Origin of the sequence: Pleurocapsa sp. CCALA 161 (assembly GCF_003003995.1) — a bacterium.
Taxonomy (GTDB): Bacteria; Cyanobacteriota; Cyanobacteriia; order Cyanobacteriales; family Xenococcaceae; genus Waterburya.
Window position 1 is genome coordinate 1 of the sequence record NZ_PVWF01000084.1, and the last position, 21,321, is coordinate 21,321.

Annotated in this window: 20 protein-coding genes; 11 read left to right on the top strand and 9 right to left on the bottom strand. The window is 39.6% G+C overall.

The window, feature by feature from the left end:
• Positions 1-176: inorganic phosphate transporter (locus C7B62_RS17780; RefSeq protein WP_199194256.1), on the top strand; the 176-nt coding region annotated here is incomplete at its 5' end.
• A 3-nt stretch (positions 177-179) separates the two neighbouring features.
• Here the strand turns inward: C7B62_RS17780 and C7B62_RS17785 are convergent.
• Positions 180-1,688 carry a serine/threonine-protein kinase gene (locus tag C7B62_RS17785; RefSeq protein ID WP_106239914.1) on the bottom strand — a complete coding sequence of 503 codons (1,509 nt, stop codon included), beginning with the start codon at positions 1,686-1,688 and terminating at the stop codon, positions 180-182.
• A gap of 120 nt (positions 1,689-1,808) precedes the next feature.
• Complete coding sequence (locus C7B62_RS17790) at positions 1,809-2,783, bottom strand: LysR family transcriptional regulator (RefSeq protein ID WP_106239918.1); 975 nt, start codon at positions 2,781-2,783, stop codon at positions 1,809-1,811.
• A 181-nt stretch (positions 2,784-2,964) separates the two neighbouring features.
• On the opposite strand from C7B62_RS17790, the gene C7B62_RS17795 reads away from it, so the two are divergent.
• The gene (locus C7B62_RS17795; RefSeq protein WP_106239922.1) at positions 2,965-3,693 is read left to right on the top strand and encodes an NnrU family protein; all 729 of its coding nucleotides are present in this window, start codon (positions 2,965-2,967) and stop codon (positions 3,691-3,693) included.
• Positions 3,694-3,746: 53 nt separating this feature from the next.
• Here the strand turns inward: C7B62_RS17795 and C7B62_RS17800 are convergent, their stop codons facing one another.
• The 3 genes from C7B62_RS17800 to pgl all read right to left on the bottom strand — a co-directional run bounded on the left by C7B62_RS17800 (position 3,747) and on the right by pgl (position 7,948).
• Positions 3,747-4,553, bottom strand: a complete 807-nt coding sequence (locus C7B62_RS17800; protein ID WP_106239926.1) for a class I SAM-dependent methyltransferase — start codon at positions 4,551-4,553, stop codon at positions 3,747-3,749.
• Positions 4,554-5,023: 470 nt separating this feature from the next.
• Positions 5,024-6,565, bottom strand: a complete 1,542-nt coding sequence (locus tag C7B62_RS17805; protein WP_106239929.1) for a bifunctional aminoglycoside phosphotransferase/ATP-binding protein — start codon at positions 6,563-6,565, stop codon at positions 5,024-5,026.
• Between the two features lie 669 nt (positions 6,566-7,234).
• Positions 7,235-7,948, bottom strand: a complete 714-nt coding sequence (pgl, locus tag C7B62_RS17810; protein WP_106239981.1) for a 6-phosphogluconolactonase — start codon at positions 7,946-7,948, stop codon at positions 7,235-7,237.
• Between the two features lie 187 nt (positions 7,949-8,135).
• Between pgl and C7B62_RS17815 the strand changes: the two genes are divergently transcribed.
• Positions 8,136-8,816, top strand: coding sequence for a DUF502 domain-containing protein (locus C7B62_RS17815; protein WP_106239935.1), 681 nt, complete (start codon positions 8,136-8,138; stop codon positions 8,814-8,816).
• Positions 8,817-8,957: 141 nt separating this feature from the next.
• Positions 8,958-9,659, top strand: a complete 702-nt coding sequence (gene nusB / locus C7B62_RS17820; protein WP_106239939.1) for a transcription antitermination factor NusB — start codon at positions 8,958-8,960, stop codon at positions 9,657-9,659.
• Here nusB and C7B62_RS17825 read toward each other — a convergent pair.
• A complete protein-coding gene (locus tag C7B62_RS17825) occupies positions 9,648-10,952 on the bottom strand; it encodes an ABC transporter substrate-binding protein (protein ID WP_106239943.1) in 1,305 nt (434 codons plus the stop codon). The two genes, nusB and C7B62_RS17825, sit on opposite strands and share 12 nt — an antisense overlap.
• 558 nt (positions 10,953-11,510) lie before the next feature.
• Between C7B62_RS17825 and C7B62_RS17830 the strand changes: the two genes are divergently transcribed.
• The 6 genes from C7B62_RS17830 (at position 11,511) to hrcA (ending at position 16,116) form a co-directional block, all read left to right on the top strand.
• On the top strand, positions 11,511-11,852 hold the full coding sequence (locus tag C7B62_RS17830) for an STAS domain-containing protein (protein ID WP_106239946.1): 342 nt from the start codon (positions 11,511-11,513) through the stop codon (positions 11,850-11,852).
• Between the two features lie 103 nt (positions 11,853-11,955).
• Positions 11,956-12,357 (top strand): Mini-ribonuclease 3, encoded by a 402-nt coding sequence (locus C7B62_RS17835; RefSeq protein ID WP_106239949.1) that lies wholly within the window; start codon positions 11,956-11,958, stop codon positions 12,355-12,357.
• A gap of 95 nt (positions 12,358-12,452) precedes the next feature.
• Positions 12,453-13,283, top strand: coding sequence for a 23S rRNA (guanosine(2251)-2'-O)-methyltransferase RlmB (gene rlmB, locus C7B62_RS17840; RefSeq protein WP_370304044.1), 831 nt, complete (start codon positions 12,453-12,455; stop codon positions 13,281-13,283).
• A 126-nt stretch (positions 13,284-13,409) separates the two neighbouring features.
• Complete coding sequence (locus C7B62_RS17845) at positions 13,410-14,396, top strand: tyrosine-type recombinase/integrase (RefSeq protein WP_106239956.1); 987 nt, start codon at positions 13,410-13,412, stop codon at positions 14,394-14,396.
• A gap of 203 nt (positions 14,397-14,599) precedes the next feature.
• Complete coding sequence (locus C7B62_RS17850; protein ID WP_106239960.1) at positions 14,600-14,944, top strand: rhodanese-like domain-containing protein; 345 nt, start codon at positions 14,600-14,602, stop codon at positions 14,942-14,944.
• Positions 14,945-15,039: 95 nt separating this feature from the next.
• Positions 15,040-16,116: a heat-inducible transcriptional repressor HrcA gene (hrcA, locus tag C7B62_RS17855; RefSeq protein WP_106239963.1), complete on the top strand. Its 1,077-nt coding sequence runs from the start codon at positions 15,040-15,042 to the stop codon at positions 16,114-16,116.
• Positions 16,117-16,179: 63 nt separating this feature from the next.
• Here hrcA and C7B62_RS17860 read toward each other — a convergent pair whose 3' ends face one another.
• Both C7B62_RS17860 and ahcY read right to left on the bottom strand, forming a co-directional pair.
• Complete coding sequence (locus C7B62_RS17860; protein ID WP_106239967.1) at positions 16,180-16,809, bottom strand: exopolysaccharide biosynthesis protein; 630 nt, start codon at positions 16,807-16,809, stop codon at positions 16,180-16,182.
• Between the two features lie 287 nt (positions 16,810-17,096).
• A complete protein-coding gene (gene ahcY / locus C7B62_RS17870; RefSeq protein WP_106239970.1) occupies positions 17,097-18,500 on the bottom strand; it encodes an adenosylhomocysteinase in 1,404 nt (467 codons plus the stop codon).
• 523 nt (positions 18,501-19,023) lie between these two features.
• Between ahcY and gltX the strand changes: the two genes are divergently transcribed.
• Positions 19,024-20,472, top strand: a complete 1,449-nt coding sequence (gltX, locus tag C7B62_RS17875; protein WP_106239974.1) for a glutamate--tRNA ligase — start codon at positions 19,024-19,026, stop codon at positions 20,470-20,472.
• Positions 20,473-20,683: 211 nt separating this feature from the next.
• On the opposite strand, the gene C7B62_RS17880 is transcribed toward gltX, so the two are convergent.
• Positions 20,684-21,058: a glyoxalase gene (locus C7B62_RS17880; RefSeq protein WP_106239978.1), complete on the bottom strand. Its 375-nt coding sequence runs from the start codon at positions 21,056-21,058 to the stop codon at positions 20,684-20,686.
• Positions 21,059-21,321 lie beyond the last annotated feature (263 nt).

The window sequence follows — 21,321 nt, forward strand, 5'->3', positions numbered from 1 at the left end:
CCGTTTCTACTTCTCATGCTTTAGTTGGTAGCGTGATCGGGATTGGTTTAGCCTCGCGCAATCAGGATGTTAAGTGGGAGACGATTAAATCTGTAGCTTTAGCCTGGATTGTAACTTTGCCTGTCGCTGCAATATTAAGTGCTGGGATTTTCTCTTTACTAGTGACTATCTTTTAGTCTTTACAGGAAACGAGATAGTAGTTGATATACGAGACGGAAAAAAGCGGTAATGGCGATCGCTCCCGCAGCTGATATGGTAGCAATAATCAAGACAGTTTGAATTGTGAAAGTTCCCTGTAATTTAGGCATGAAAATCACCACTCCAGCAGTAATGAGGGCAAAAATCACCAGATCGAGTTTTTCAATAATGCGACGATAAAGCGCAAAAGTGATGCCCCCCATAATCGCACCGATCACTCCCAAACTCTCTCCCGAAAAAGCTAACCAGCTAATTAAGCCAATGGAGATTAATGCTCCTTCAAAACCAATAAAAGCAGCACTACCAAGAACTTCTGTGAGGGTAAAAGGATGTTTTGTTCTTGCCTGACGAACAGGTTTGGCAGACGTATTAGGAACAACAGGAACTGGGGGGATGACTGTATTAAAAGGAGTGGGGGAATTGGAAAAATTCGACACAGTAGATATCAATGGTTGGTTTTGTTTAGGAGTTAAGATTGGTTTGGTGGGCGTAATATTTGGACTAGACTTAAGTGGCAAAATAGAATTAACCTGGTTTGGTTGCACCACCAGAGCTGTTAGAGCCTCTTGAGCCGAATGAAAACGCTGAGAAGGAGTTGGCAGCAGCATCTTATTCAGAATCTGCTTCAAGCGATCGCTAATGTTCGGTGCAAAACTATCCCACTGCCAAGTATTGTTAAATGAGTCGTAGAGTTCTTCTACCTCTTTCCCTGTTAATAAATTAATACAGGTAACCGCCAAAGCATAGATATCAGTTGAGGGATATATTTGCCCACCTGACATTTGTTCAGGAGGAGCAAAACCCATTGAATAAATACCTGTAGATTTTTTAGGGTTACCCCCTCCTGCTGCAATTTGCTTGACTGCACCAAAATCTAGCAGATATAGAACTCCTTGCTTATTACGCATGATGTTAGAGGGTTTAATATCTCGATGGATGGTATTGTTGTCGTGAACCAACTCTAATATTTTGAGAATCTCGGTTAAAACTTCAATCACCTCAGCTTCGGAAAACCTACCTTTCTCTGCTAATTCTTGTTCTAAATCCTGTCCATCAATAAATTCTTGTGCCAAGTAAAAATATTGTTCTTCTCCTGTCCGCTGCTTATTCTGGACTATGGGGGTAAAAAAAGCATATAAATTGGGAATTTGGGGATGTTTTTGACCAAGCTCTTCTAAAACAACGGCTTCTGTTTCAAATAGCTTTTGGGCAACTGCTCGCTCATCGGCATCAAGGTCATTAGAAGGCTTAAACTGCTTGACAACACATAAAGGTAACTTCGGCTTATAGCGATCGCAAGCTAAAAAGGCAGCACCAAATCCACCCTGTCCTAATAGCTTTGAAGGGAGATAGCGATCGGCGAGCAATAAGGGCATTCCACAAGCGCTACAGTATCTTTGCTGTACTGTCCTAATTTTCGCTTCTGTATCCAAATCAGGGAAAGAATTGAGCGGTTTTACACAACTAGGGCGAGTACAAATAATTTCCATCTTCAGCAGCGAGCAATTGTCAGTGAGAAATTTAATCTACAGTCAACACAACTGTTATTAGTCACTGTTAAATAGTTATTTGCTCATTGTACTGAGGGATTTAAGAAATCGCCGAAGATTTTAGCTTACTTCAATAATGTTTTTGTACAGACTATCCAGGTTTTTAAACTCTTCTCTAGTTGTAAACTGAGGTAGAATTTCTTTGCTAAATGCTTCTGCCGCTTTGGAACAATAACGATTGGGATTGACAATTACCGCTAAAGTTCTACCGATATCAACTTCCTTAATCTTTGCCTGATGCAAAACTCCCATTTCTAGTTCTTTGGCGATCGCCGTAGTAGAGACAAAAGCTGCTCCTAACCCAGACTGCACGGCGTTTTTAATCGCCTCAATCGAATTTAGCTCCATCTCAATTTTTAAGCGCTTGGGATCGATTTCATAACGGGCGAGAACTTTATCAATTACCTTGCGGATTGTTGATTGTGAGTCTAATGTAATAAACTTCAGCTTATACAAATCCTCTTTTTGAATTGCTTCCTCTTGCGCCAAAGCATGATTAGGTGGCAAGACCAAAGCCAGTTCATCATCAGCATAAGGAATCACATTGAGTACGTCCTGTAACTCTGTCGGTACTTCGCCCCCAATAATTGCTAAGTCAACCTGTCCGTTAGCCACCGCCCAGGAAGTTCGTCGAGTCGAATGAACCTGAAGCTGTACTGAAACATCGGGATACTTTTCGCGAAATAAACCAATCATGCAGGGAATTAAATATGTGCCTGTAGTTTGGGATGCTCCCACAATTAACGTGCCACCTTGGAGATTTTGCAGGTCTTCAATTGCCCGACAGGTTTCCTGGCATAATGAAATCACTTTTTCGCCATAACTCAAAAGCAAATGCCCTGCTTCTGTTAACTGGGCTCGTCTTCCACCACGGTCAAACAAAGGAACATTTAATTGCTTTTCTAAATTTTGTACTTGAAGACTGACAGCGGGTTGAGAAACATAAAGGCTATCGGCAGCCCGCTTGAAGCTTCCTTCTGTAGAAATCGCCTTAAGTATTCGAAGTTGATCTAAAGTAAAAGGAATATCAGACATACCAATCCCAGTAACAAGTTTATAAAAAAAGTTTGGTCAATCGAGCGTTATTTAAACGTATTATTAATACTGCTATATATTTAATAATTTTCGTGTTCTTTATTTGCACAGTATCACGATTAGGGTACGCAATTAACTTTTAATTATTGCCCTCAGGGTAAGTGATTAATAATATATATATATGACTATTTCTTTGAGCAATTTTAACTGGCTAAATAACAGTCACCTAATTATGGTGGGCTTGCTGCTCGGGTTTGCGATCGCCCATAGTGGGATGGCTGCCCTACGCCCTTGGGCAGAAACTAAAATCGGCGCTAGGTTATACCGAGTAATTTTTGCTTTAATCAGCATCCCTTTTGCCACTATTTTAATCATTTATTTTTTTAATCATCGCTATGATGGTGTGCAGTTATGGCAGGTGCAGGGAGTTCCAGGAGTTAAAGCTTTGGTTTGGACTTTATCGGCGATCTCTTTTGTCTTTCTTTATCCAGCAACCTTCAACCTCTTAGAAATTGCTGCGGTGCAAAAACCCCAGGTATATCTGTTTGAAACAGGGATTATTCGCATCACTCGTCATCCTCAAATGGTTGGGCAAGTTATCTGGTGTATTGCTCATACTCTCTGGTTGGGAACGACTTTTACCATCGTGACCTCAGTGGGATTAATTGCCCATCATTTATTTGCTGTTTGGCATGGCGATCGCCGTTTACAAGCAAGATATGGAGAAGCCTTTGCCAAGGTTAAGGCGCGAACTTCTGTAGTTCCTTTTCTGGCGATTCTGGATGGTCGTCAAACAATTAAATGGCAGGAATATTTACGCCCAGCCTATTTAGGGATAGCAGCCTTTGTGATGTTGTTTTGGTGGGGACATCCTTGGCTCATGCAGGCAACTGCAAAAGTATATTGGTAAGCTAGCTTTTGAGCCGATGCCAGTACATCTTTACATTCTTACATTATTTTTGATCAGTTAAATTGAAAGTGACCTATTTTTACCTGATTTCTGATCGCGGGCAAATAACTTAGCCAGCCCATTAATCCTAGTCGCTCTTTATGCATGTCAAGATAATGCCATTGCTCTAGTAATTTAATTCCCCGATCCCAAGTTTCGATTTCCTTTAAATTCTTGATACCCCAATTGTAGGACGCATCTATATTTAGTTTGCCAGAATTAATTCGGCTACGTTGTGCTAAAAATATACCTAATGAATCAAATACTATTTCTGATTGAGCAAAATTATTTTTAATAGCGTTAAATAATTGCTTTACTTCCATCTCGGAAAAATACATCAACAAACCTTCAGCAATAACTAATACTTTATCTGGCGCTGTTGCTTGAATCTTTTGAATCCATTGAAAGTCTAAAGCGGAATAACCTAAATAATCTAGCCGTGCTGATTCATCAATTAAATTATCCCAAACCAGCTTCACTTCTGGTAAATCAACACAAAAACAGTTAATTGAACCATTATCAACTCGGAAAAATCTGGTACATAAACCCGTGCCTAGACTAATGATTGTGGCTTGAGGATATTGATTGATAAATTTTTTGACTAATTCATCGATAATTTCTGTTCTGATAGCGATAAGAGCTTGAGTAAACTGAGAATCTTTTACGGCAAAATTATAATTAATTTTTTTGACAATCTCAACTGAATAGTCATCTTTAATAATTCCATCTTTCCTTTTAGTTTCTAAACTTCTAAGATAAAGCGTGGTCAACAGAGTTTCGGATACTCCCTTCAAGCCTGAAACATTTAAATGAGAATTCATGGGTATTCAATAAGCAAATACGGTAATACCAAATACTGCTACATGGGTTGCCATATGCCAACCGTCAGCTCTAGTAAAGCCATGGAAATGTGAATTAGCTTCGTTCAAATGAATTGATTCGAAGCTAAGAAGCTCTGACGTGAAGCTTATCCGAAGCTGTCCTAAAGGATATATCGAAGTGTACCACAAGGGCATAACATATCCCTTTAGGGACACCTGTGGATATACCCTTTAAGGAATCCTTTAGGACAACTTTTAGCTTTTAAATCAGTTATTTGAACCAATTAATTAGCATCATACTCAAAGAATAGTTTATGGTTTATCGCTACCAAATGAAGTTTTTTGAATTTCTTAATTCACATCAGACATAATATACAAATATTAATAATATTAATATTAAAACGAAAATCTGTGGGCTGAGAGTGAAGTTATTGTATCAATTGAAAATTACGACGAATTCCAGCAAAAACTTAAGCTAAACCAAGAGCGATCGCTTCGCTGCGCCAATCCGCTCTAGATGTATCTACAGTAGTTATATATCTTTGTTCTTCTGTGGTGAAATTTTCGGCATTTGCTTTTTGACTGTCAATTAAATCTGCTCCTGCATCAGAGATATCATGTTGACGTTGGTTTAAGCGATCGCGCAACACCGATATTGGTGCAGTACAGTGAACTATTTTGAGGGGAATATTTAAACTTTGAGCCTCAGTAATAGCTGGCTGCCTTAAAGCAAGGCGATCGTATTTGGCATCCAGGATTACGGTATATCCTTCTTTAGCTAGCATTGTACCTAATTCTAACAGGCACTCATAGGTTTTCTGTGTCATCTCTGGAGTATAAATGCTCTCTGTTCCTGGCTTCTCTAAAGCTATTCCCGCCAAATGTTTGCGGACGGCATCAGAACGAATGTGGATCGCACCTATATCATGAGCAATCCTTTTTGCCACCGTACTTTTACCAGAACCTGATAAGCCAGACATTAAAATCAAACCGCCCAATTTTCTTTGAGTATATTGATAAGCCTGGCGATAATAATCACTGGCAGTTTGTTCAGCCTTTTGTTTTTCAGCTTCACTAATTTGAGGATCGTCGAGTAAAAATGAGTTTACTTTCGCTCTAACATAAGCTTGTCTGCTTAAATATAAAGGCAATACCAGTAATCCTGCCCAGTCTCCCGTATATTCCAGGTAGCTATTTAAGAAAGCATTAGCAAACTCTGGTTTTTCTCTCGCTTCTAAGTCCATAACGGTGAATGCCACATCATACATAGTGTCAACAAAGCGAAAAGATTCATTAAATTCAATGCGATCAAATAATTGAATTTTGTCTTGCCACAAGCAAATATTCTTGAGGTGCAAATCTCCGTGACATTCTTTGATTTTATGGCGATCGCGCCTAGCTTGAAATAAGTTTTTTCTCTCATCAAAAAAAGAATCAGTATATGCTTTGGTGGCTTCAAACTGCTTTTTGGTTTGAACTGTGCCGATGTACTTTTGAGATTGTTGATAGTTTTCTATAAAAGCAGCATTTAGATTGACTACCGTACCAAAACTGCTAATGTGATCATTAGTCTCCGCAGAAATATGAAATTGAGCGACAATCTTACCTAGTTCAATAAAGCGATCGCTTGACAACTTATCTGCTTTCAAAAGATTACTAAATAGGTTTTCCTGGGGAAATTGACGCATTTTTAAAGCGTATTCCACAATGTTTTTTGAACTATTAAGAACTAGCTGAGTATCAAGTTTGCTGATGGGAATAACTTCTAGATAAAGTTCAGGAGCGATCTTCTGATTAAGTTTAAACTCTGTTTCGATAAAATGCTTTCTCTTATCTAACGTGGAATAATCAAGAAAACCATAGTCAACACTCTTTTTAACTTTATAAGTATATTCTCCCGTCAAAAAAACTAGAGAAGCATGAGTTTGAATTAATTCAATGTTTGCTACAGCATGAGGATAAAAACTGGGCTGCTGCATTTGGGTAATTAATTTTAAAAGATCATTAGTCATAATTAGAAAATATCACCTTAACAACTGACAACTAACGACTAATAATTAATCATTTCCAACATTTGCTCAACTTTTTAAATTGTTTGTAAAGCTCAACTCGCCAACTAACTAACTAACTAATACTGGTTTACGAAACTTAGAAAATTTAGTTGATAAGTTAATAACGTTCGCTGACTCCTGATTTTTTTTCACTCGAAAAGATTTTAAGTTGGGCATCTCTGACCAACAATGACGGCAAAACCAGTATTCTCGGTGATTAGTAAAATGATGTATTAATGAGTTAGAGCAGCAAGGACAGCTATTTAGAGTATTCATAATTGTTTAAACCAAGTTTTTGATAAAGATAGTAAGCGTATTCGATGTTTAAATTAAAGAATGTTAAATTTACTAAATTGCAGCCAATGCTTCAATCTCATCTAAATATAGTTTTTAAATCTGAAGAAGCTGTGAAGATTTTGGATTAAACTTCAGAAATATAAATATTCATGCCCATTGGTGTCAAGTTAATAGGACTTACACAGTGAAACGAAAAATCAAGGTTTTATTAGGGGTAAAGAGAAAGGGACAAAGGGGAAAATAAATCCTTTAACCTTTTACCAGTCTCGATTAAAAACTAGGTGCGTAAGTCCTAGTTAAGACACTACGTTGTTGGTCAATCGGTTGTAAGCTTTATAGTTCTGCTGCTGCGGCTTGGTCTAAGAGCCATAATAATTCTCCTTGAGGTTGAATCAAACGAGAAGGATATTGCATTTCGTCTCCTTGAGTAGCAAAAACCTGTTTTAACGCAGGACGTTTATTTGCCCCTGCAACTATAAATAAAACGTAGTTTGCCTGATTAATTAGGGGGACGGAGAAGGTAAGACGAGGTTGACCATCTTTGTTGCCAACCGTGATTAGGCGATCGCCCACTGATAAAGCATCTGTATGGGGAAACAGTGAGGCGGTATGTCCATCATCTCCCATACCCAAAAGAATTAAATCGAAAGCAGGAAAACCCTGGGGCTTTTGAAAAAATTCTCTCAATTCAACTTCATAACGTTGAGCGTCTTGTTGAGGATCTGCCCCCGTAGTATTCATCGGGTGAATGTTGCTGGCAGGAATTTCAATCTTGTCTAGCCAGGCTTGACGCGCCATCAACTGATTACTATCTTGATGGGTAGCGGGTACATAGCGCTCGTCTCCCCAAAAAACATGTATTTTTGACCAGGGCAAAGATTCATTTGCCAAAGCTGCGTAGAGATTTTTAGGAGTGCTGCCACCAGATAAAGCGATGGTGAAGCGATCGCTAGCATTGACTGCCTCATGTATAAGGTCAACCACGATTTTACGCGATCGCTCAATTAAGGCAAATTGATCAGCCAAAATTTCTACATGTCGGTTCATAGCAGCCATCTTAATTTTCCCCAGGTCAAAGAAATATTTATTAAATATTTATTATTTATTTAACAGCACTCAGCCTACTCTATTTGTTTGTGTTGATGTCAACACTTGCAACAGTTATTCATAAGCTTTAAAACTAATATATAAAGTGCAATAATACAATTTTAGTTGTAAGGAGAGTAGTTGCTCTGTGCTGCAACGTTTAAAACAAGATTTAAAAAGCGACTTAATCGCTGGTTTACTGGTAGTTATCCCTCTGGCAACAACTATTTGGCTGTCCGTTTCGACAGCAAAGTGGGCGATTAATTTGTTTACTCGTATTCCCAAGCAGATTAATCCTTTTGATGGGTTAAATCCAATTTTGACTGATGTGCTTAATTTCTCTGTGGGGTTTACTGTTCCGCTATTGAGCATCTTGATCATTGGCTTGATGGCAAGAAATATTGCTGGTCGCTGGCTATTGGATTTTGGAGAACAGTTTCTGCAAGCAATTCCTCTAGCTGGTTCGGTCTATAAAACGCTTAAGCAAATTCTTGAGACTCTTTTGAGTGATTCTAAAACTAAATTTAGAAGAGTGGTGTTAGTTGAATACCCCCGTAAGGGCGTTTGGACGATCGGATTTGTCACAGGTAAAGTTAGTCCTCAACTGCAAACTCATCTTCAAGAAGAGATGACTAGCGTTTTTATTCCGACTACTCCCAACCCCACTTCTGGCTGGTATACGGTAGTTCCGCAACACGAGGTGATCGATATTGATATTTCTATTGAAGATGCTTTTAAAGTGCTAATTTCAGGAGGAATTGTGAGTCCAGGAATGCCAGAGGTTAAACCGACAATTTCTATTCCCAAACCGTCACCAGAAGTTGTGTAAATTATGCTGTTTGTGTTTTTTGTGCTGAACCGTCTGAATTAATTTCCGTAGAAGAAGAAAGTTAGTCGAAACAAGACAGTATAATGATTGAGCTTGATGGAATTATTAAGCATCTATATTTTGATTCACTACTGCTAAAACATGGCTCTACGTAAACAACCCCGAAGTATTGCTCGCGAATTAGCATTGCTGAGTATTAGTCAGGTCAAAACTAAACAAGGTAAGCTAACTACAGAAGATCTAGATAGCCTTGTTTTAGCAGCTATTCGTACTTTGACCATCGAAGTTCAAGATAACCTTGAAGCTGCTTCAGGAGAGATTAAGCGGGGGGAAGAACGTCTATTAAATAGCGAAACTCGCGCTAGTGATTTGGATAGTGCCAAGGTAATGATTCAAGAGGCTTTGGCAGTTTCCCAAGCCGCTATCAATCGAGTCGGTGTGGCGATTGAATTTCCCGAGTTTTTGCAGCTAACCAATAAAGAACAGGTAAGACAGTACGCTACAGAACTAATTGTCACTGTCAACGATTATCGTCAAGAAATTGAGGCAGAAATTGAGAATGTCTTAGTTGGCTGGCAGCTTAGCCGACTACCTAAAATAGATCGAGATATCCTGAGAATCTCAGTGGCGGAGATCCTCTATTTACAAGTGCCTGAAAAGGTAGCCATCAATGAATCAGTAGAATTGGCCAAACGCTACTCTGATGAGGATGGATTTAGGTTTATTAATGGTGTCTTGCGTCGCTTAAGCGATCGCCGTAAAGGAATTATCGAAGAACCCGTAGTTGAAGTCGAATTGGAAACAGAAATTTCAACTCCGTCTGAAGTTGAATCATCTTCCTAACAAATTTCTCGTTTCATTAGCTGCATTTCGCATCGCCTCGGCTGAAGTCATTTTGCCAGTAATAGCAGCGCTAAGATAGCGCTGAAGAATATCCGAGGCTTGAGCATACTGGGCGATGGGGGGACGTAGGACAGATTTTTGTACTACATTTAGTAGTTGAGGATAATAGTTGTATTTAGCAACAATTTCAGGGTCATTAAATAAAGCCACCCGACTGGGGACAAAACCAGTGTCTAGAATAAATTCTCGTTGAGACTCCGCGCTGCTGAGAAATTCTATTACTTGCCACGCTGCGTCAGGATGTTTAGTCGTGGTCGAAATTCCTAGTCCCCAACCTCCTAAGGTAGCACCACTCTGTTTACCGACAGCATGAACCATGGGCTTGATCTGATATTTGCCAGCGATCGCCGAATCTACTGCCAAACTATAGACATAGGGCCAATTTCTTAAAAAAGCAACTTTGCCATTTTGAAATAAAAGACGGGTTTCTTCTTCAGCATAGGTTGTAACTCCAGGAGGAGAAATTTTTTGGGCGATCGCTGTACGTAAAAATTCGACTGAGGCGATCGCTTCTGGTCGATCTAGCCCTACTGCCAAAGTGTCTGGGTTAACCCAATAAGCACCATTTCCCTCTAAGACTTCTACAAACATGGCTGCCAATCCTTCAAATTGTTTACCTTGCCAGACATAGCCCCAATCTACCAATCCCTTCTGTTGGAGATCCTGGGAGATAGTCAGTAATTGTGCAAAAGTTTCTGGAGGTTCATAGCCTGCTTGTTCTAGCAAATCCTGACGATAATAAAGCATTCCCGCATCAGAACGAAAAGGTAGACGGTAAAGCTTATCTTGATATGTTCCTCCTGCAATATCCTCTGCTAGATACTGTTGCGCTGCTTCTGGAGTAAGGCGATCGCTAATATCCCTTAACCATCCTGCTGCGGCAAATTTGGGAGTCCAAACTATATCCATGTAAACCAGATCATATGGAGAATTTCCTAGCAAAAAAGAAGATGTATATAAATCTTCCACCTGGTTAGTATCACTAGGGGCTTCAATAATCTTAAACTCGATCTCAGGATGCTGTTGATTGAATTTAGCCACTAAAGGCTGTAGCTGTTGCGCTTCATCAGCCCTAATCAAAGTGGTAATGGGGATCGGCTGTTGTGTCCAGGCAGGCAAAATTGCCATCCCAATGACCAAAACAAGAGCCAGCAACACAATTAACCAACGGTTGATGCTAATTAACTTGAGACGATTGTAATGAAATGTTGACTTTAATTGCAAAATTGACATTATTATTTATATTTTTTATTTCTAAGTTAACCAAGTAAAAATATTGCCTAGATTTAAAGGATTTATGCCTACTTTATAACGAAGCCCGCCTACTCTAAAGGCGATCGCTAAAAAACTACGTATTACGTATAAATAACCAAAAAAGTGATAGCGATCGCTAAACTTCAGTGTTTACACTAATGTATTTATCGTTTTAGAACGATAATATTTTCCTACATCAAAGAAAAAATCTTATCTAAATTACTATCAGCTCCATAGATACAGACAAACTCATAAACATAATTCCTCTTGCTCTGCAACCCTACTTTGACTCAAAAAAGTGGGGTTTTTTATCGCCAAATATCGAGTTACTGTTTACTTACCCAAAATTTAAAATAATCAGACAATTCAAAATGTTCAATTCGATAGTTAACATTACCCGCAAAAATGGGCTATACTTTACCATTGACAAAGTCAACAGTATCACAACACCCTTGTGGAGTAATGTTTACTGTTTTACTGTAGAAAACCAAAGGTACAGTTGAGGAGGGGATTATTCCTGAGCAGCTAAACCTGACTGTGAGCTTAAGAGGCACTCGCGAAGTCAGGGAAGATCACCAAATATTTCGTCTTACTGGATTACTAGATGCCTTTTCTGAACCTGCATTTCGTAAAGTCATTGGTAATTGTATAGAGGAAGGACCACATAACATAATTTTGGTTCTAGCACAAATTGATTTTATCGATAGTTCTGGTTTAGGCGCTTTAGTGCAGCTCGTCAAACAGGCGCAAACTGCTGGTGGAAGCTTGCAGGTTGTCACCAACCCACGAGTCACACAAACCGTTAAGCTAGTTCGTTTAGAGAAATTTCTTTCTCTCCAGCCTTCTGTGGAGATAGCGCTAGAAAATATCAAAAAATAACGTTCTTTTTTGGATGTAGATTTACTTGAGTCAACTAAAATAGCCAAATAATAGTAACAATGCGCCAACAGACACGGTTCAAACTTGGGCGAATCAAGGGAAAATGGCAGATCTCAGCCTAGCAGATCGCTTAATTCAGATTGAAAGGCTATCGCCGATCGCTTTAGCATATATTGGAGATGCTGTATTTGAACTATATGTTCGTACTACGTTTCTCCTGCCTCCCAAACGCATGGCTAGTTATCATAGTCAGGTTGTTACCCAGGTGAGAGCCGAAAGTCAGGCGGTTCATTTGGCACTGCTGTTGCCAGATCTAACAGATGCAGAAAAAGAGATTTTACGTCGTGGACGCAATGCTTGTGTTACCAAGCCACGCCGTCTATCTCGTCAAACATATCAACAAGCTACAGGCTTAGAAGCGTTGATTGGATATCTTCACTTAACCAATCCTGCTCGATTACAAGAATTATTAAGTAAATTAGATTTTGATTCAGTTAGCAATTGAGCCGTTTATTCTCTAAAATTAATTGGGGTTGTTAATGATCTTAGGTCATCGATCATCTTTGAATTGTCGCCGCTTTGTTTGATTCATTCTTGGGGATTATCGCTCTAGTGAAACCAAAAATTTCTGCTCACCACGGTAAGAGAAATAAACCGACATCCGCTTCTCTTACTGATTCTACGCCACAACCAACAGAAGAAATCGATTTAACCTATGGTCGTCATGCGGTTTTAGCTGCTTTAAAGGGCGATCGCCAAATAAATCGTATTTGGCTCACAGATAAGTTACTCGCTCATGGACAGTTCTATCCTCTGGTTAAAGCAGCCAAAGCCAACGGCACAATTGTTGATGAGGTAAGTTCTCTGCGCCTGTCTCAGTTGACGCAAGGGGGCAATCATCAGGGCATTGCTGCCCAGGTTGCACCCTATGAATATTGGGACTTAGCAGAATTAATTAACCAGGCAAAACAGACTCATGAGCCAGTGGTTGTGATTGCTGACGGCATCGAAGATCCTCACAATTTAGGGGCAATTATTCGTACTGCCGAAGCTTTGGGTGTCCAAGGCGTAGTTATTCCCCAGCGTCGGGCAGTCGGTGTTACTTCCACAGTAATGAAAGTGGCAGCAGGGGCTTTAGAAAATATGGCGATCGCTAGAGTCGTCAATTTGAATCAGGCGATCGCCACATTAAAAGAAGCTGGTTTTTGGATCTACGGCACCACTACCAATACAGATCAGCTACTGCACAAAACTAACTTTAGCGGTGCTGTCGGATTAGTTATCGGCTCAGAGGGTAGCGGTTTAAGCCAGCTAACCGAAAAAAATTGCGATCAGTTAGTAGCAATTCCTCTAGTAGGAAAAACTCCCAGTCTTAATGCTTCGGTGGCAGCAGCGATCGCTCTTTATGAAGTATTCCGACAGCGACAATGATAATAAAGTCCAGATGAGAACAAGGCAGCTCCTTACCCATACAAAAGTCAAGTAGTTTCCGAAAGCTGATAGCTAATTCAGCTGAAGCTTATGCTATGATTATGCGAAATTAGGCGTTCATTATCGATGCTAGCTGCTTCTAATGTCCCACAGATTAGCGCTATTACCACTAACAACCTTCTAGTAGTATTTGCCGAGTTTCTCGATATCGACGTGAGTGCGGGAGATGCTTCTGCCGACACTCTTAAGACCTATACCAGACAGCTATATCAGTTTTTACAATGGTGCGATCGCCATCAGCTAAATCCTGTTACCATCGTCAAAGATGACATTAAAAAATATCGTCATTGGATGGTGAAGCAGCAGCAATATAAGCCCGCTACCATCGCCCTCAAGCTAGCAGTAGTCCGCCGTTTTTATCAGGCTGCGGTGGAGAAGGGTCTGATTTCTTTGAATCCCGCAGCTGGAGTTAAGCCCCCAAGAGAAAAGTTCGACCCAGCAGAAAAAATTACCTTTTTGGAACAGGAAGAAGTCGAAGCTTTATTAGAGAAGATTCCTAGCAATGGGTCGCTTAAATCCGCCAGAGATCGTCTCATGTTGGGAATTATGGCATTAGAAGGAACACGTACCGTGGAATTGCACCGTGCCGATATTGCCAGCATTGTTAGACAAGGAAAAAACTTAGGCATCAGAGTTGAGGGCAAAAGAAGCATTCGGGTAGTTCCTCTGACTCCTGATTTAGCTAGTCTGCTGGTGGAATATCTACATCAACGGGAAATTACTGGGGAAGTATTGCAACCGACAAGACCTTTATTTATCTCTACGGGTAATAATTCGCGGGGTCAGCGAATTTCTCGTCGGGGGATTAGAACTATTGTTGATACTTATCTTAAGCTAGCCAACTTAAAACATACTCCTGGAAGAACTATTTCTGCCCATAGTTTACGGCATACGGCGGGAACATTAGCCCTGCGATCGGGTGCAGATTTACGTCAGGTACAGGATTTACTAGGTCATAGCGATCCTCGTACTACCAGCATCTATACTCACGTTGGCGATCGCTGGGAAAATAACCCTGCGCTTAAACTTAATATTGATATTCCCTCAATTTAAAGCTGTTGCTGATTCGATCTTCAGCATAATTATTGATCAATCATTTATCAATCACTGTAGCAATTAGCCTTTTGACTTCTCTACGGACAAGACAAGACCTCGACCCTAATCTTGACTTGTAAAAAAATTAACAACAGATGGGGATCAAACTAAGGGAAGATGAAATATCAACAGATTCTTTTAATAATGGTATTTAAATAACTGTGTATTATTCTCCAATCCCCGAAATCGATGTTAACCAATTGGCAAACTTGTTAGCTTCTAATCAATCATTACAGCTAATCGACGTGAGAGAAAAAAGTGAAGTAGATCTTGCCCAGATTCCAGGTTTTACTCTCTATCCTCTCAGCGAGTTTGAACAGTGGTCAGAACAAATTCTGCGCGATCTCAAACCAGAGGCGGAAACAATTGTTATATGTCATCATGGAATGCGATCCGCTCAACTGTGTCAATGGCTGGCGATGAGGGGGTTTAGCGAGGTCAAAAACGTGAGTGGAGGAATTGATGCCTATTCGCGGATGGTAGATTCCAACATTAGACGTTATTAATGGACTGTAATTATGATCTCGAACAGGCTATACTTTATCCAAAAATTTAAAACTATCTTAAATATTTTACATAATTATTAACCCCAATATATTTAATGGTTAATCAAGCAGAACTGAGCGCTAGACATCAAAATATACTAAAAGCCACTATTAAACACTATATTGCCACGGCTGAACCAGTAGCTTCTAAGACTTTGGCACAGCAGTACGATTTTAATGTTAGTTCCGCCACAATTCGCAATGTGATGGGACGTCTAGAGTCAGCAGGATTACTCTATCAACCTCACGCATCTGCGGGGAGAGTTCCATCTGATTCGGGTTATCGTACCTATGTCGATCATTTGATTGTTCCTAACGATAATATTGACCAAGCAATTCAAAAAATTGTCCAGCAAGAGTTACAAATTGCCAGAACTAATTTTGAAGCCCTATTACAGCGTGCGGCTAAAATTCTGGCTACCCTTAGCGGCTATATTGCCTTGGTTACTTTTCCGCAAAAACTGAATAGTACTCTACGTCATATACAGTTGGTGCCAGTGGCTGCTAATCAGGTGATGCTGATTGTGGTGACAGATTCTTATCAAACCCAGTCAATTTTAATGGAGTCGCCGTTAGCAGAAGAAGTAGACGAAAACACTATCAATCATAAACTACAGCGTTTATCAAATTTCTTAGATCGTGAGTTAAAAGGATGCTGTCTGGCGGATATTAAGGGTATTAAATGGACTAAAATAGACAGCGAGTTTGCTCAATATAGAGACTTTTTAAAAATACTTCTCAATCAGTTGAAACTTGCGCTACAGAGTGATAACTCTAGTCCGATGCTAATTCATGGCGTAGCCGAACTTTTGCGCCAGCCTGAATTTTCGCAATTGCAGCAAGTACAAACCCTTTTATCTTTACTAGAAGAACAGCAAGAAAAGTTATCACCAATCATTTTTACCTTTCCCGAATTAGAATCGCTCAAGCGGGTAAGCATTAAAATCGGCATGGAAAACAGCCTAGAACCGATGCAAACCTGTACTTTGGTTTCTGCCAATTACTATCAAGATCACGTTCCCGTCGGTAGCGTCGGTATTTTAGGACCAAAAAGAATGCTGTATGAAAATGCGATCGCGCTAGTAAAAAATACTGCCGATTATCTTTCTAATCCTTTCCAAGCTTTTGCCTAGCTAATTTTAACACCAAGATGAGAAAGGTCTTTAAATAAAGTGCGATCCCCCTTAACCAGTTAACTAGAGTAAGTTAGTCAGATAATCTTTAATCAAACCAATAAAGCGTTCTACCGCAACCACCCCAAAAACTAGCACGGATGTGGTCAAGGTAGCTCCTAAGGAACAAAGAAATAATCCACCAATACAGATCAAGCCATCTTCTTCTAATAAGCCAAAAGAAATCACAAAAATGCCCATTGCGGGAAGAGTGTTGGTCAAAGGAATCGGAATCATCATCGAAATCGCCATCAAAGCCATCGCGATTCCTAACATTGCTTTCCCTATCGGGCTAGTACAAATATATGCTAGACGCGGTTTAGTTACCTTTTCAATGCGCTGAACCCAAGGAGTTCCCATTTTGACGAACTTTTGGACTGTTTCTAGCTTCATTGAGCCATGAAGGATTTTGGCTGGTAGCCAAGGGCGATCGCGACCAATAATTAACTGCACTGCCAATACTAAGAGCGCAATGCCAAATGGAGTTGAATATCCAGGCGCTGGTAAAGGAAGAGCAGATGGCAAAGCTAAAATTGCCATTAAAAAACCAAAGATTCGTTCTTCGGTTAAATTTAAAATATCGGCTAAAGTTACTTTTTCTGCTCTGGTTTCTGCAAAAAAATAATTATTTAATTCAACAGAAAGTTTTGCCATTTGATTTAAAAATTTAGGTATTTAATATATTGTTATTAAACTTAATAATACCAAAAACAAATTACTAATGATCATAAAAATTTAAGAGCTACAAATCCTAAAGCTAACACGGCTAAAAAACCCCAAGCAACCCAATCAAAATATTTCTCAATCCAAACTTTTAAAGATTCTCCACCCCAAAAAATTAAGCCTCCCACTAGGAAAAAATTGAAAAAAGCAAAAAAAAAGGTGAGACAAGCCCACCTAAATCTAGAATTATATTTTGGCAGAGCTAAACGAACTGACTTTTAATATTTGTAAGCATCAGTTTTGAAAGGACCATTAAGAGGAACATTGATGTATTTCGCCTGTTCTTCTGTCAGCTGAGTAATCACACCATCAAAACCTGCAACCATATAGCGTGCTACTTCTTCATCTAGATGCTTGGGTAACACTTCGACAGTGATGGCATTAGCTTTCTCGCTGGCTGGTTTATCAGCAAACTTACGTTCGTATAGGAACATTTGAGCTAATACTTGGTTGGCAAAAGAACCATCCATAATTCTGGAAGGGTGTCCAGTGGCATTACCTAAATTAACTAAACGTCCTTCAGATAAAAGCAGTAAGAAATCTTGAGGATCGTCGCTACGGTACACTTGATGTACTTGAGGCTTAACCTCTTCCCAGCGCCATTCTTGACGCATAAAAGCGGTGTCAATCTCGTTATCGAAATGACCGATGTTACAAACTACTGCACCTTTTTTGAGGCTAGATAGCATATTGGCATCACAGACGTTGTAATTACCAGTGGCAGTAACAACCATGTCTAAAGTACCCAAAAGGTTTTTGTTGATGCTGTTTACAGTACCATCATTAACACCATTGATGTATGGAGATACAACTTCAAAACCATCCATACAAGCCTGCATTGCGCAGATAGGATCGACTTCGGCAACTTTGACAATCATGCCTTCTTGCTGTAGGGAAGCAACAGAACCCTTACCGACATCACCGTAACCAATTACGAGGGCTTTTTTACCAGCCATCAAGTGATCTAAGCCACGTTTGATCGCATCGTTTAAACTGTGACGACAACCATACTTGTTATCATTTTTGGTTTTAGTGACAGCATCATTCACGTTAACCGCAGGAATTTTCAACTCCCCATGTTCGAGCATTTCCCAAAGACGGTGAACTCCAGTGGTGGTTTCTTCCGTAACACCATGAATTTTATCCAGCATCTGAGGATACTTTTGATGAATATGACCAGTCAAGTCACCACCATCATCCAAAATCATGTTGGCATCCCAAAGTTCGCCATTGGGACTATAGCAAGTTTGTTCGATACACCAAATGTATTCTTCTTCAGTTTCTCCTTTCCAAGCATAGACGGGAATACCAGCAGCAGCGATCGCCGCAGCAGCATGATCCTGAGTCGAAAAGATATTACAAGAAGACCAACGAACTTCAGCACCTAATTCAATGAGGGTTTCGATTAAAACCGCCGTTTGAATGGTCATGTGAATACAGCCGATAATTTTTGCCCCTTGTAAAGGCTTAGTTTCGCTATATTTGGCTCTAATTGCCATCAATGCGGGCATTTCTCCTTCAGCAATAGAGATTTCTTTGCGTCCCCAATTTGCTAGAGAAATATCAGCTACTTTATAGTCTTGTTTACTGGTTTTGTCTTTGGTGATAACTTGCGTATTCATAAAATCCTTTAGTTAGCTAAATTACTGTGGTTCAACGGTTGGTACGAGAAACTTTACCTAAGCCTATACTTGGCAACTCGTCAACCTCAATAGTTACAATCGGACGCTGGTACAGTGGCGATGTTTTGACTTACTCAGATAACTTTGTTGTTTGTTGAATCGTGCAGCACTTTACTTTTTTTCTGCCACGACTGGCGGTAAACATAAATATGGCTACATCGCCCTAACAATAAATAAATTAAGATGTCTAAATTGCAACAACGGTATTGTCTTGCGCCCAATATTTTCTTCAGTAATATAACACAGTTATTAAAATAGATTAAGCTGCTATGGGAGCAATTACTGAGCTAAATGCTGCGATATTTATCTAAATCTCGATTTGACTAATTTTTAGCTGCTGTTGGGCGATCGCTTTGGTAATTTGCTCTAGAATGCTGAACTACCTTCGTCTGGAAGTTGCCCAATCTCGCTACAATAAAATACGGTTCACAGACAAAAATTAGTTGCAGACAAGAGGTATTTTGTGAGTGTTAGAGTCAGGATTGCTCCTTCCCCAACAGGTAATTTACACATTGGCACGGCAAGAACAGCAGTGTTTAACTGGCTATATGCCCACCATCATCAAGGAACTTTTGTTTTAAGAATTGAAGATACAGATGCAGCGCGATCGCGTCTTGAATATACGGAGAATATTAAGTCAGGATTAAAGTGGCTTGGATTAACTTGGGATGAAGGACCTTTTTTTCAGACTCAACGTTTAGATAAATATCAGCAAGCAGTACAAACTTTACTAGATCAAGGTTTTGCCTATCCCTGCTATTGCACTCCTGAAGAATTGGACGAGATGCGGGAAACTCAAAAGGCGCAAGGTAAAGCACCTGGCTATGATAATCGCCATCGCCATCTGACTCCTGAAGAAAAACAGGCATTTGAGGCGCAAGGGCGTAAGCCAGTAATTCGTTTTAAAATTGATAGCGATCGCCAGATAATTTGGCAAGATGCTATTAGGGATTCTGTCAGTTGGCAGGGTAGTGATTTGGGCGGTGATATGGTGATTGCCCGCGCTGCTGAGAATTACGAGCATTATGGACAGGCTTTGTATAATCTGGCGGTGGTAGTTGATGATATCGATATGCAGATCACCCACGTAATTCGGGGTGAAGATCATATTGCTAATACTGCTAAACAAATTTTGCTCTATGAAGCCTTGGACGCAGAAATTCCTATCTTTGCCCATAGTCCTTTGATTTTGAATCAAGAAGGACGCAAGTTATCAAAGCGAGACGGCGTTACCTCGATTGATGATTTTCGCAAAATGGGTTTTCTACCTCAAGCGTTAGTTAACTATATGACCTTGTTAGGCTGGACTTTTCCTGATTCAACTAAGGAGATCTTTACTTTAGAGGAAGCAGCAGCAGAATTCGATTTAGATCGAGTCAACAAGGCTGGGGCAAAATTTGACTGGGATAAACTAGATTGGATTAATAGTCAGTATCTCCATACAATGCCTGTCGATCAATTAACCGATCTTTTGATTCCTTACTGGCAAGAGGCTGGCTATAAAATCGATCAAGATCGCTCTTGGTTGGAAAATTTAACTGCTTTAACTGCGCCAACTCTCAACCGCTTGACTGATGTAATTAAGGAAACCAGCATCTTTTTTGCTGATAAGGTGGAATATAGCGATGAAGCCATGAATTTACTCCAGCAAGCAGGAGTGGCTGAGGTAATCAGTGAAATCGTAGCAGGCGTTAATAGCACTGAGGCACTTACGGAAGAAGATGCTCAAGCCTTGATTAAACAGGTAACAAAAAGCCAGAAAGTTAAAAAAGGTTTGGTTATGCGGTCGCTACGGGCGAGTTTAACAGGAGAACTACATGGGCCAGATCTAACTCAAACTTGGTTGCTGCTAAATCAATTAGGTGCTGACAAAACTAGATTGCAAGAGACTTTAACTAAAATTTCTGGTTGATCGAGCCAGAAAAGTTGTTATTAGGCGAGACTTTAACCGCTTATTTTCTCCCTTTTGTTAGAATTACTCAATGTTAGCAAGGCGATCGCCAAAAGAGCGATCGCGTTAGTTTAAGTGTTGATGTAGAGAAAATTGGGCATTTTAACTGGTGCGTAATAGGCTTTGACTTTTTGTTTATTTCAGATTAATCTACAGAATCACCTAATAAAAGCTATTTAACTAAAGATTGATGTAAAATTAAGCGGTTGTTTCCAGGATCATAGGCATAAACTTCTCTACCGTGGGATGCTTCAATAATTTCGCCAGGAGGTGGATAACCTAAATCTGAAATATGGGCGATCGCCTCGACTAAATTAATAACTTCTAAACATAGACTCATGCTGCTACTCTGATTGCTAAATTCTGCTAAACGTTCAGCTTTTGGCTGAAAAATGGCGATTTTCAGCTCTTGTAGTTGAAATTCAGCATAAATACCTGGCTGATATATTGTTGGTTGCTGATTTAAAAGCTGACTATAAAAATCTACCATTAACTGTATTTTATCTGTAGAAAGGGTAACAAAAATGTCAGAATAATTTGATTTCATCTAATTTTAAATTTTGAAGTGCTAACTATACTAGTTGTTAGTTTAATCAGTTTAGTTGCCTCTTCATAGTTTTTAGTAATCTCTTCATAGTTTGATGTGACTTTTGGTAAGTCATCTGTTATATTTGATGGCATTATTATATAGTTTTAATTGCAATAAAATACAACAAGCTAATGATCAAAGTCTTAATAGTAGACGATCAAAAGACAGTTCAAGAAATTATTAAAAACTATATTGAAGCTGACCCAAGTTTAGAACTTATT